This window comes from Rhizomicrobium sp. (assembly GCA_037200385.1).
In the GTDB taxonomy this organism is placed as follows: domain Bacteria; phylum Pseudomonadota; class Alphaproteobacteria; order Micropepsales; family Micropepsaceae; genus Rhizomicrobium.
In genome coordinates, this window is the sequence record JBBCGL010000001.1 from 2,058,211 (window position 1) to 2,070,179 (window position 11,969).

Here is an 11,969-nt window from a genome sequence, read left to right on the forward strand (position 1 = left end):
GATTTTCAGCTTCCGCGCCGTCATTTTTGCTTTTCGGGCTTCATCACCCCTACTCTGCCTCAAAGATTTCCGGAGGAACAGACCATGTACAACCTCATGCTCAAGGATGGCATTTTAAAGGGCAAGCGCATCCTGGTGACGGGCGGCGGCACCGGTCTGGGCGAGGTCATGACCGAGGCTTACGCGCAGCTCGGCGCCACCGTCTATATCTGCGGCCGCCGCAAGGCCGTGCTCGACGAGACCGCCAAGAAGATCAGCGACGAGACCGGCTCCACCGTCAAAGGCATCGCCTGCGACATCCGCGTGGCCGAAGCGGTCGACGACATGATCGCGCAGATCTGGGCCGATGGCGGCGCGCTGACCGGCCTCGTCAACAACGCGGCGGGCAATTTCATCTCGCGCACCAAGGACCTCTCCCCGCGCGGCTTCAATGCGATCGCCGACATCGTCTTCCGCGGCTCGTTCTACGTCACGCTGGCCTGCGGCAAGCGCTGGATCGACGAGAACGTCAAGGCGAGCGTGATCTCGATCCTGACGACCTGGATCTGGAACGGCGGGCCGTTCACCGTGCCCAGCGCGATGTCGAAAGCCGGCCTCAACATCATGACCAAGTCGCTGGCGCAGGAATGGGGCCCGAACGGCATCCGCCTCAACGCCATCGCGCCCGGACCGTTTCCAACCAAGGGCGCCTGGGACCGTCTCAATCCCGCCGCCTCCGGCAACAGCGAAGCGGCGGCGCGCCAGACCGCCGGCATGGCGCGCAATGGCGAGATGGTGGAGCTCGCGAACCTCGCCGCCTTCCTGATGGCCGATGGCTGCGACTATCTCACCGGCCAGACGCTGGCGATCGACGGCGCACTGCATCTTGCGACGGGCGGGAATTTCGCGCGGCTCGCGTCGCTGGGCGACGCGGAATGGGAGGCGATCCGCGGCGAGATCCGCGCCACCAATGACAAGGACAAGGCGCAACGCAGCGTATGACGGAACCGAAGTTGCACGCGGTTGCGTATTGACTCATGTGGCCGGCGGGCGGAGCATCCTGACCGTCGTGTGCGCGGACGCGGCGCAGGCCAACGGGCCCAACGAGACGGCGAGTAACCCGCGAGCGACAGGTGAAACCGAAGAGATCAAAGGAGGCTCCGCATGGAAGACACTCCACCGGGTATAAGACCGGGGCTCCGCCTAGGCCGCGGAGCCACGACCGGCCGAGACGCAAGGTCGATCGCCACCCACAATTGAAACGACGTCGAAACGGACGGACGTCCGTATGAGAGAGCCCCTTCTTAAAGGGCGACCGGGAAGCAGAGCTTCTTGGAATCGAAAAATCGAAGAGCCTCGTCGCGCAAGCGGCGAGGTTTTTTGTTCGACAAATCCTCCCCCGCGAAGCGGGGGAGGAGCAAATGCAGCGCATTCTGGCGGCTCCATACGACCGATCTTTCAGGTACCGCACGCTGCCAAAAAGCCGTTGAGCACTTGGCACATCACCGAACAGCTCATGAAAGAGCGGGGGTTGCCCTTGGATGACGCAAAGCTCTTCCGCACAATGCAGCAACGCATACGGGTTTGCCTAAACCGTTATCGACGGACAATGGGCGTGTTGGAGTCACTGCATGGACCTGACGGCGTTGTGCTGTGGAAGTTGGCACAAGACCAATCTCATCTTAGCAGGTCCAACGGATCGACGCCGAAGAGCTTCGCAAACGTCTCGACCACATCGAGCGTTGGATTGCGCTTGCCGCGCTCGATCTGGCCGACATAGGTGACGGCAAGCTCGACCTCATCAGCCAACGCCTCCTGACTCAGCTTCCGCGCCTTGCGGAGCCGCCGGACATCGATCCCGAGGATGCGTGCCAATCGCATCCCAACAAGCGGAAGGATTCTTTAACTTCCAGACAGTCACTATAGTGATGATTTTCGACGGCAGAGCCGATAATGGATTCGAGCCTACAGGTGCAGCCAAAAACTGGCGGCATCATCGTCATGACGATTCTTGGCGTAACGCTCGTCGGCGGTCTTCTCAGCGCGCTCTCTCCGACCGCGCCGGTATCTGCGGCAGCGCCGACCAAAGAAACACCCAGCAGGCCGGTACCCGATAGGACGTGGGATTCCAGCTTTGGCGGTCATCTGGTCAAATGCGGAATCGCTGGAGGCGGCCGGTATTACATCTTGATGCCGAATGCTGACGAGATCGCAGCAGGAGCGTCGCCGCAGTTGAACGAAGCGCCATCGGAGGATGCATGGGCTGCTGCATGCGCCGCACCGCAACAACGCTAAACAGCGTCAGCGTCTTTCTCCGTAGAAAAGCTATTGCGGTGAAGACGTCCCGCTTTACTTGTCAACGAATTCAAGTTCGGGGTTTGAGCTCCGCTTAGGAGCTGCGCGGTCTAACCTACGTTCGAACTCTGCCCAGTTGTCGCATGACTTCATCAGCATCGTCACCGCATGCAGATGCTGAGCGAGCGCGCCACAGCTCCATCCATCCGGCAGCCGCTCCCGCGAGCGGAAAGGAAAACCATGCGTCAGCGCTTCCAACCCAACATCTTTCCCGGCTCATATGCCGGCAGCTCGAAGCCCGGCTTCGCCGGTTCGGCCGCGAACTTGATCGCCGGGCCGATATGCGGATGGCCCGCGGCGTCGTGCAGCAGCAATCCGCGCGCCGCCGCGTTCGCGTCGCCGAGCGCGTCCTTCAACGTGCGTACCGGCGCCCAGCACAAATCGATCGGCGCCAGGAACGCCTCCCATTCCGCGCGCGTGCGGCTCGCGAACAGTTCGGTGAACCAGGCGATCAGCGGCGCCTGCGACGGCCCCGGCTCGCCCTTTGCGATGGCGAGGAAATCGAGCCGGCCGAGCGCGCGCAGCAAGTTCTCGCTGAACTTCGCCTCCGAGCCCGCGAGCACGATGAACTGTCCGTCGCTGGTCTCGTAGATGCGGTTCATCGCCTGGCCGCCATAATTGCGCATCGCATGCGGCTCCGGCGCCCGGCCTTCGCCCAGCACCGCGCCGGTGATGTTCGGCGTCCAGGCGAGCAGTGCGTCGTACATCGCGATGTCGATATGGTCGCCCCTGCCCGTCCTCCCGCGCGCCAGCAGCGCCATCAGGATCGCCGACAGCGCGGTCAGCGACGACGCCATGTCGGCGGCGACGAGGTTGGGCATGTTCGGCTTGTTGTCGGAAAGGCCGCGCGACAGATCGAGCGTGCCGGCCAGCGCCTGGACTCCGAGATCGTGGCTGGGCTTGCGCACCCAGGGCCCGCCCTGTCCGAAAGCACTGATCGAGCAATAGACGATACGCGGGTTGCGCGCCGCCACCGCGTCATAGCCGATGCCCAGCCGCTGCACCACGCCGGGCCGGAAGGCTTCGACGATCACGTCCGCCTCGTCCGCCAGCGCGAAAAAGGCCGCGACGTCGTCCTTGTCCTTGAGATCGAGCGCGAGGCTGCGCTTGCCGCGCGCGATGTTGCGGAACCACACCGCCGTGCCGTCGGCGGCGCGCGTGCCCATCGCCCGCACCGGCTCGCCGGTGCCGTTCTTCGGCTCGACCATGATCACGTCGGCACCGTGATCGGCCATGGTCATCGTCAGATGCGGCCCGGGCAGGAACTGCGAGAGATCCAGCACCTTGACGCCTTCGAGCTTCACGGCCGCCCCACTCGATTTCGGTTGCGGTCCGGATATAGCAGAGCTCTCCATGTGCGGGCGAACCTTGTGAAGATCGACGCGGCGCGTAGTGGAAAGATATAGTCGCGCCGATCTTTCCTCCCCCGTGGTTACGGGGGAGAAAAGCTATGCGGCTCTTAGCTAAACGCCTGGATCCCCGTCTGCGCCCGGCCGAGGATCAGCGCGTGCACGTCATGCGTGCCTTCATAGGTGTTCACGGCCTCCAGGTTCAGGACATGGCGGATCACGCCGTATTCGTCGCTGACGCCGTTGCCGCCATGCATGTCGCGAGCCTCGCGCGCGATGGCGAGGGCCTTGCCGCAATTGTTGCGTTTCATCAGCGAGATCGCGGGCGCCGCGGCGTCGCCGGAATCGATCAGCCGGCCCAGCCGCAGCGCGCCGTGCAGGCCCAGCGTGATCTCGGTCTGCATGTCGGCGAGCTTCTTCTGGACGAGCTGCGTCGCGGCCAGCGGGCGGCCGAACTGCTTGCGATCGAGCGTGTATTGCCGCGCGGCGTGCCAGCAGGCCTCCGCCGCGCCCATCGCGCCCCAGGCGATGCCGTAGCGCGCCCGGTTGAGGCAGCCGAACGGTCCGCCCAGCCCGCGCACATGCGGCAGCAGGTTCGCCTCCGGCACCAGCACGTCCTCCAGCACGATCTCGCCGGTGACGCTGGCGCGCAGCGAGAACTTGCCTTCGATCTTGGGCGTCGAGAATCCCTTCATGCCGCGCTCGACCACGAAGCCGCGGATCACGTCGTCGAGCTTGGCCCACACCACCGCGACGTCGGCGATGGGAGAATTTGTGATCCACATCTTGGCGCCGTTGAGGCGATAGCCGCCCGCGTCCTTCACCGCGCGCGTCGTCATCCCGCCCGGATCGGAGCCGTGATCGGGCTCGGTGAGGCCGAAACAGCCGACGAATTCGCCGCTCGCGAGCTTCGGCAAATATTTGCGCCGCGTCTCCTCCGAGCCATAGGCATAGATCGGATGCATCACCAGCGAGGACTGCACGCTCATCGCCGAGCGATAGCCGCTGTCGACCCGCTCCACCTCGCGTGCCACCAGCCCGTAGCAGACATAGTTGAGCCCGGCACAGCCATATTCCTCCGGCAGCGTCGCGCCGAGCAGGCCGAGCGCGCCCATCTCGGTCATGATCTCACGGTCGAAGGTCTCATGGCGGAAGGCGAGCTTCACGCGCGACGCCAGCCGGTCTTGGGCATAGTCGCGGGCGCTGTCGCGCACCATGCGCTCCTCCGCGGAGAGCTCGCCTTCGAGCAGCAGCGGATCGGCCCAGTCGAAGGCGTTGCGGTCCAGCTTCGCGGAGGGCTTGGCGGAATGGTCTTCGGCGGCGCTCATGACGTGTCTCTCGATCGGCGCGCCGCCGGAAGACGACGCTAATGTGGCGCGGCGGCCTCCGGGGCCGCTGGCGCGCTGCCGGGCGTGATATAGACCTTCCGCTCCTTGTACGCGATATAGATATGAAAATGCCGCAGGATGTTCATGCCGACCAGCATGCTTGCGCCCGCGCCAGGCTCCGGCGTGCCGGTGATATTGCTCCCCGTGACGATCTCGCTTTTGGCTTCGAAGCGCTTGCGCATGGAATCGGGAATGATGTCCACCTGCGGGTGCGTGACGGCGATGCCCTCGAAGCCGAGCGATGCGAAGGTGTGGCGATAGACAGGCCGCGCCGACCCATCCTGGAACTTGCCGATGGCCGGCGTATCTTCCGATCCCAATTTCAGTCCGTATACATGCTCGGCGTCGCGATCCTGAAGCGTTGTTCCGCCGGCGCCGGTGTCGAGGATGGCGTCCACCGGATGGCCGTCCAGCGTGACCGAAATGATGATATGCCCGTCGCTCAGGCTCTTCATCGGCACGACTGCAAGCACGGTGTGCGGCCAATAGACGACACCGCCCGGACAATGATCCTGCGAAAACAGGGAAAGCTTCCTGGCGCCGAAATCGAGATCGACGTCGTAGTTCTGCAGGATATCGGGAGCGAAAATTCCGGCGAAACCGGGCTGATCGGAGAGCTCGCCCGGCGTGTTCCAGACGACCATCGGAACCGCCGGCGCTTTCAGATTGCCGAGCTGCAGGTCGGCATACACCGTGTCGCTCGAGGTCTGCGCGGCCACGTCGTACAACGTGATCTTGCCCATCGTCCTGTGCAGATGCAGCTCGTCGGCAACGGTCGCGGTGATTTCCTCGACAGCGCCGCCCGTATCCAAAAGCATCACTTTCGGCACGCCTTGAATTGCGATGGGCACGTAAGCTTCGAGCGAATTCTCGCTCATCGTGAGCGGCACCGAGGTCTTCATTTTCAGGACACAGTCTTCTGCCAATGCCGGACTGAAACAGGCGAGAAGCGCGCAAGCAAAGACCGCCCCACCGAACAACACAGCCGGCTTCATGACTCCCCCCAAAGACGTCCGTCGGCCTTTTCTACTCAATCGCCGGCGAGGAAGTCCAGAACCGCGCCCTTGTAGAGTTTGTCGCCGACCGCCGTCATGTGATCGCGGCCCGGAACGGTGACGGCGCGGCCGTGCGCGAAGGCCGCGGCGAGGCCCTCGGGGCGGCCGGTGAGGTCGTCCTTCTCGCCGCAGACGACGAGCACGGGCAGCGCGATCCGCGCCAGCGCTTCGGCCGGCAGGTTCGCCGCCGGCGCCGCCATGCAGGCGGCGAGCGCGAGGCGGTCCTTGCCCGGCTGGTCGGCGAAGGCGCGGAAGGTGCGGGCGGTCGGGTTTTCGATGGTCGCGGGATCGGGCGCGCGCAGCGCCGCGACGATCGCGGCACGCACAAGCGGATCGGCGACCCGGTCGCGCCGCCGGTCGGACGCGTCGAGATAGCTCTCGCCCACGCCCGCGACGACCAGCTTGCGCAGCCGCCCGGGATGCTGCGCGGCGAGCTGGATGGCGATGAAGCCGCCCATCGAATAGCCCATGACATGCGCCGCCGCGATATCGGCGGCGTCCATCACCGCGAGGACATCCTTCGCCATCGCGGCGTGACCATAGCCTTCCGAGGCGTGCGGCTTGTCGCTCTCGCCATGGCCGCGCGCGTCCATCGCCACGACGCGATAGCCAGCCTTGGCCAGCGTGTCGTACCATCCGGTGTCGTGCCAGTTCTGCGCCCGCGACGAGCCGAAGCCGTGGACGAGGAACACGATATCGGTCCCGCCGCCGGCGATCTCATAGGCGAGGCGCACGCCGTCGGCGGCTGTGGCAAAGACGGTCATCCGAGCCCTTCCTGTGGGACGGTTCGACCTTCGCAAAGCCCGGCGGGACTGTCTATGATGCGTGCGCGCACCCGGAAGGCTTGTCCATGTCCTTGGAACAATTGAAGAAAGACGTTTGCTCGGCGGTCGACGATCTGCGCGCCGAATTGCTGGCGCTGAGCCATGCGATCCACCAGGAGCCCGAGCTGGCGCTGGAGGAATTCAAGGCCGCCCAGCGCCTGACCGATGCGGTCGAAGGCCATGGCATCAAGGTGCAGCGCGAGGCCTTCGGACTCAAGACCGGCTATGCCGCCGAGTTCGGCAAGGCGGGCGGGCCGAACATCGCGATCCTTTCCGAATATGACGCGCTGCCCGGCATCGGCCATGCCTGCGGCCACAACATCATCGCGACCAGCGGCTATGGCGCGGCCATCGCGCTGTCCAAGCTGAACGGCCGCCTGCCCGGGCGCGTGCGCTATCTCGGCACGCCCGCCGAGGAGCGCTTCGGCGGCAAGGAGATCATGGCGCGCGAGGGCGCGTTCGACGGCACCGACGCGGCGATGATGATCCATCCCTCCAACCAGGATCTCGTCACCATGCCCTGCATCGCCATCGCGGAGGTCGAGGCGATCTTCCACGGCCGCACCGCGCATGCCTCCGCGATGCCCTATCGCGGACTGAACGCGCTCGATGCGGTCGTGACCTCCTACCAGGCCATCGCGCAATTGCGGCAGCATATCCGCAACACCGACCGCATCCACGGCATCATCACCGAGGGCGGGCTGGCGCCGAACATCGTGCCGGACCGCGCCGCCTGCCGCTTCTATGTTCGCGCCATCGACGCGCATGAGCTGGCGCCGCTGAAGCTGCGGGTGCAGCGGTGTTTCGAGGCCGGCGCGCTTGCCACCGGCTGCCGGCTCGAGGCGCATTGGGGCGACACCGACTATCTCGACCTCAAGACCAACTGGCCGATGGCGGAGATGTACGAGGCGAACGCGGTCAAGCTCGGCCGCGACTTCTTCCCGGTCAAGGATCTGCCGCCCGGCTATGCCGGCTCGACCGACATGGGCAATGTCAGCCACCGCGTGCCCTCGATCCATCCGATGCTCGGCATCGCGCCGGCCGGCGTGGTGATCCACAACCCGGAATTCGCCCGCTACGCCGCCGCGGACAAGGGCGACCAGGCGGTGATCGACGGCGCCAAATCGATGGCGATGACGGCGCTCGACCTGATGGCCGATCCGGCGCGGATGGCGGCGGCGCGCGCCGATTTCGCCGCGACCGCGGAGCTCTCCCAGGCCGCCATCGCGCGCTCCCGCGAATCCGCGCCGCATGAGCACGGCCATGGCGGCTGCGGCTGCGCATGAGCCCCTGGCTGCTGATCGCGGCGATCAATGGCGGGCTTGCCGTAGCGTCAGGCGCCTTCGCGGCGCATGGCCTGCAGGGCCGGCTCGACGCGCATGCGCTGGCGATCTTCGAGACCGCGGCGCGCTATCACATGTATCATGCGCTCGCGCTCGGGCTCGCGGCCTTCGCGATACGTGACGCAGCGGCAGGTGCCGCGACTGTAGCGTCCGGCTTTTTTCTCGCAGGCATTTTGCTCTTTTCCGGTTCGCTCTATCTTCTCGCCCTGACGGGCGCCAAGGGCTTGGCGCTGGTCACGCCGATAGGCGGCGTGTGTTTCCTGATCGGCTGGAGCGCCCTCGCGCTGGCCGCCATGCGATTGCCGAGGTGATGGACGCGTGATGCGCAACGACGAACATGTTCTGATCGCGGGCAGCGGCATTGCCGGGCTCGGCGCCGCGCTCGCCTTCGGCGGCGGCACGCGCCGCGTCACCATCCTCGACCGCGATCCGCCGCCGCCCGCCGGCTCGGCCGAAGAGGCGTTCACCGGCTGGGAGCGCCGCGGGGCGACGCAGCTGCGCCACAGCCACGCCTTCCTTGGCCGCCTCACCTCGCTGATCCGCGACCGCTATCCCGAATTGATGGCCGAGCTGCTGGCCGAAGGCACGCGGCTGTTCGGCTTCCAGGACGGGCTGACGCCCGCCCTGGCCAAGGACTACAAGCCCGCCAAAGGCGACGAGGATCTCAAGCTGCTGTTCAGCCGCCGCACCACGCTGGAGCTGATCCTGCGCCGCTACGCCGCCAAGCTGCCCGGCATCACCTTCATCGCCGATGCCGGCGTGCGCGGTCTCGTCACGCGCCGCGAGAACGGCAAGATCGTGATCGACGGCCTCAAGGTCGAGCGCGACGGCGTGGAAGAAGACATGCGCGCCGACGTGACGGTCGACGCCACCGGCCGCAACACGCCGTTCCCCGACTGGCTGCGCGCCGAAGGCGCCACGGTGCGCGAGGAATCGAGCCCCTGCGGCATCCTCTACTTCACCCGCCACTACAAGCTGCGCGACGGGCAGGACGAGCCGCCGCGCGACGGCCCGCCCGGCGGCGCCGATCTCGGCTACATCAAGTTCGGCGTCTTCATCGCCGACAACCGGCATTTCTCCGTCACCCTGGCGGTGCCGGAGATCGAAAGCCGGTTGCGCACCGCCATCATGAAACCCGAGGCGTTCGATGCCGCCTGCCGGGCGATGCCCGGCGCGGCGCGCTGGGTCGATCCGGCGCGCGCCGAGCCCGTCAGCAAGGTCTATGCGATGGGCGAGCTCTACAATGTCTGGCGCCACTACATGAAGGACGGCGAGCCGCAGGTGCTCAACTTCTTCGCGCTGGGCGACGCGGCGGTGCGGACCAACCCGCTCTACGGCCGCGGCTGCTCCTCCGGCGTGGTCGAGGCGCATCTGCTGCGCGCCGCGCTGGACGCCGGCGCCGATCCGGTCGAGCGCGCGAAGAAATACGAGCGCGACGTGACGGCCGCGATCCGTCCCTATTTCGATTCGATGGTTTCGCTCGACCTCAACGCGATCAAGCGCGCCAGGAACGAGCTCGATCCCAGCCACCGCCCGAGCTATCGCGCCCGCCTCGCCAAGAGCTTCACCGAGGACGGGCTGATGCCGGCGCAGCGCGCCGACGTCGAGGTCAGCCGCGCCATGTCGCGAATCTTCCACATGCTGGACGAGCCGACCGCCTTCCTGAAACGCCCCGCGATCGTCGCGCGCATCATGGCGGTGTGGGCGACCCCGAAGGCGGACAAGGAGCGCCGCGGCCTCTACCCGCCCAAGGCCGGCCCCGACCGCGCCGGGATGATGAAGGTCTTGAACATCGCGGCGTGACAACCCCGCTTGTCGTCCCCTGCCGAGCGATCCAGAGGATTGCGCGAGGAAGGGGCCCAGGCGGTAAAGATAAGGACGGTGCGGAGTTTCTCGCCCTGACATTTCAGCGGCTTCGATACCTGGGTCCCCTTCCCTCGCAACGCGCGTGGCGCGTTGCTCGCCGGGGATGACAGCGATGTTCGAGGCGATCACTTTCGAAAACGGAGACACACATGACGTCCTTTCCCGAGCCCACCATGATCAAGACCAACGGCATCGACATGGCCGTGTACGAGATGGGGCCGAAGGACGGCGTGCCCGTCGTGCTCTGCCACGGCTTTCCCGAGCTCGCCTATTCCTGGCGCCACCAGCTCCCGGCGCTCGCCGCCGCCGGCTTCCGCGCCATCGCGCCCGACCAGCGCGGCTATGGCCGCAGCTCGCGGCCCGAAGCGATCACCGACTACGACATGGAGCACCTGACCGGCGACCTCACCGGCCTGCTCGACGCGCTCGGCCTCAAGGACGCGATCTTCTGCGGCCATGACTGGGGCGGCTTCGTGGTGTGGCAGATGCCGCTGTTCCACCCCGGCCGCGTCCGCGGCGTCATCGGGGTGAACACGCCCTTTCTCGCCCGCGGCCCGATGGATCCCATCGCGATGATGCGCGCCGTGTTCGGCGAGGAGATGTACATCGTGACCTTCCAGAAGCCCGGCTATGCCGATCCGATCCTCGCCAAGGACGTCGGCAAGACGCTGCGCTTCTTCTTCCGCAAGACCGGGATGAAGGCGGCGGACTACGCCAAGCTGCCGCAGGAGCAGCGCAACCTGAATTTGCTGGGCGCGATCCAGTCGGACGAAGCGGCCTGGGGCGGCGCGCCGCTGCTGACGCCGGAGGAGCTGAAATACTGGGTCGACACCTATACGCGCACCGGCTTCACCGGCGGGGTCAACTGGTACCGCAATTTCACCCGCAACTGGGAGCGCGCCGAAGGCATCGCGCAGAAGGTGGACGTGCCCGGCCTGATGATCATGGCGGAGGACGACATCGTCCTCTCCCCCGCCATGGCCGAGGGCATGGAGCAATATGTCCCCGATCTCGAAAAGGCGCTGATCCGCGACTGCGGTCACTGGACCCAGCAGGAGCATCCCGACCAGGTGAACACGATCATGGTCGACTGGCTGAAGCGGCGTTTCGGGTGAGGACGCGCGCGGGCCATGACACCAGTTCTTGGAAACACCCGCCCCTACCCCTTCAGCGCCTTGTCCGCGAGCTCGTCGATCTTCTTGACGAGCGCGGCGGCGCCGCCGGCCTTCACCGTGGCGGAATAGTCCGAGCGGTAGACATTGAGCTGGCTGATATTGCCGTCGAGCAGGACGTCGATGATCTTCCAGCCGCCGCCGAACTGGCGCACGCGGTAGATGAACGGAACCGTCTGGTCCTTGGTCACCAGCTTGCTCGAGACGTAGTGGTCGGTGCCGCGCACCGTGACGTTCGGATCGACCACGAATTTCTCGCCGTTGAAGCTGTCGAAATTGCCGGCATATTGCGCGGCGGTCATGCGCGAGAAGGCTGCGGTCAGCGACGTCTGGTCGGCGGCGCCGAGCGTGTCCCAGCCGGGACCGACGGCGTATTTGATCATCGTGTTGACGTCGAAGGCCTGTTCCACCGCGGGGCGCAGCTTGGCGTAGCGGCCCTGCGCGCCCAGCGATTTGCCGCCCTTCATCGAGTCGAGCAGCGCGTCGTAGAAGCCCTGCACGGTGGCGACGGCGGGGTCGGTCTGGGCCTGCGCGGTGCCGAGGGGCAGCGCGACGGCGAAGAACAGCGCGAGGAATGCGGAAATACGGGCGATTGTAAATCTCATCGAGGTCTCCTTGGACACAAAGGCGGGAGAAGT

At 66.0% G+C, this 11,969-nt stretch carries 12 protein-coding genes; 6 read left to right on the forward strand and 6 right to left on the reverse strand.

What is annotated here, in order from left to right; genetic code table 11:
• Positions 1-84: 84 nt before the first annotated feature.
• Entirely contained in the window at positions 85-981 is an 897-nt protein-coding gene (locus WDM91_09760; protein MEI9994867.1) for an SDR family oxidoreductase, read from the forward strand.
• Positions 982-1,656: 675 nt separating this feature from the next.
• On the opposite strand, the gene WDM91_09765 is transcribed toward WDM91_09760, so the two are convergent.
• Complete coding sequence (locus WDM91_09765; protein MEI9994868.1) at positions 1,657-1,854, reverse strand: helix-turn-helix transcriptional regulator; 198 nt, start codon at positions 1,852-1,854, stop codon at positions 1,657-1,659.
• Between the two features lie 78 nt (positions 1,855-1,932).
• Between WDM91_09765 and WDM91_09770 the strand changes: the two genes are divergently transcribed.
• The gene (locus WDM91_09770; GenBank protein ID MEI9994869.1) at positions 1,933-2,274 is read left to right on the forward strand and encodes a hypothetical protein; all 342 of its coding nucleotides are present in this window, start codon (positions 1,933-1,935) and stop codon (positions 2,272-2,274) included.
• A gap of 245 nt (positions 2,275-2,519) precedes the next feature.
• Here the strand turns inward: WDM91_09770 and WDM91_09775 are convergent, their stop codons facing one another.
• The 4 genes from WDM91_09775 to WDM91_09790 form a co-directional block, all read right to left on the reverse strand.
• Entirely contained in the window at positions 2,520-3,638 is a 1,119-nt protein-coding gene (locus WDM91_09775; protein MEI9994870.1) for a CoA transferase, read from the reverse strand.
• 155 nt (positions 3,639-3,793) lie between these two features.
• Positions 3,794-5,011, reverse strand: coding sequence for an acyl-CoA dehydrogenase (locus WDM91_09780; protein MEI9994871.1), 1,218 nt, complete (start codon positions 5,009-5,011; stop codon positions 3,794-3,796).
• Between the two features lie 38 nt (positions 5,012-5,049).
• Positions 5,050-5,973, reverse strand: coding sequence for a pepsin/retropepsin-like aspartic protease family protein (locus WDM91_09785; GenBank protein MEI9994872.1), 924 nt, complete (start codon positions 5,971-5,973; stop codon positions 5,050-5,052).
• A gap of 128 nt (positions 5,974-6,101) precedes the next feature.
• Complete coding sequence (locus WDM91_09790) at positions 6,102-6,890, reverse strand: alpha/beta hydrolase (GenBank protein MEI9994873.1); 789 nt, start codon at positions 6,888-6,890, stop codon at positions 6,102-6,104.
• 86 nt (positions 6,891-6,976) lie between these two features.
• Here WDM91_09790 and WDM91_09795 point away from each other — a divergent pair, with 86 nt between their 5' ends.
• The 4 genes from WDM91_09795 to WDM91_09810 all read left to right on the forward strand — a co-directional run bounded on the left by WDM91_09795 (position 6,977) and on the right by WDM91_09810 (position 11,274).
• Positions 6,977-8,236, forward strand: a complete 1,260-nt coding sequence (locus tag WDM91_09795) for a M20 family metallopeptidase (protein ID MEI9994874.1) — start codon at positions 6,977-6,979, stop codon at positions 8,234-8,236.
• Entirely contained in the window at positions 8,233-8,604 is a 372-nt protein-coding gene (locus tag WDM91_09800; GenBank protein ID MEI9994875.1) for a DUF423 domain-containing protein, read from the forward strand. The genes WDM91_09795 and WDM91_09800 overlap by 4 nt, the downstream gene beginning before the upstream one ends.
• Before the next feature lie 10 nt (positions 8,605-8,614).
• Positions 8,615-10,096 carry a hypothetical protein gene (locus tag WDM91_09805; protein ID MEI9994876.1) on the forward strand — a complete coding sequence of 494 codons (1,482 nt, stop codon included), beginning with the start codon at positions 8,615-8,617 and terminating at the stop codon, positions 10,094-10,096.
• 212 nt (positions 10,097-10,308) lie between these two features.
• On the forward strand, positions 10,309-11,274 hold the full coding sequence (locus WDM91_09810; GenBank protein ID MEI9994877.1) for an alpha/beta hydrolase: 966 nt from the start codon (positions 10,309-10,311) through the stop codon (positions 11,272-11,274).
• Between the two features lie 44 nt (positions 11,275-11,318).
• On the opposite strand, the gene WDM91_09815 is transcribed toward WDM91_09810, so the two are convergent.
• A complete protein-coding gene (locus tag WDM91_09815; GenBank protein ID MEI9994878.1) occupies positions 11,319-11,936 on the reverse strand; it encodes an ABC transporter substrate-binding protein in 618 nt (205 codons plus the stop codon).
• Positions 11,937-11,969 lie beyond the last annotated feature (33 nt).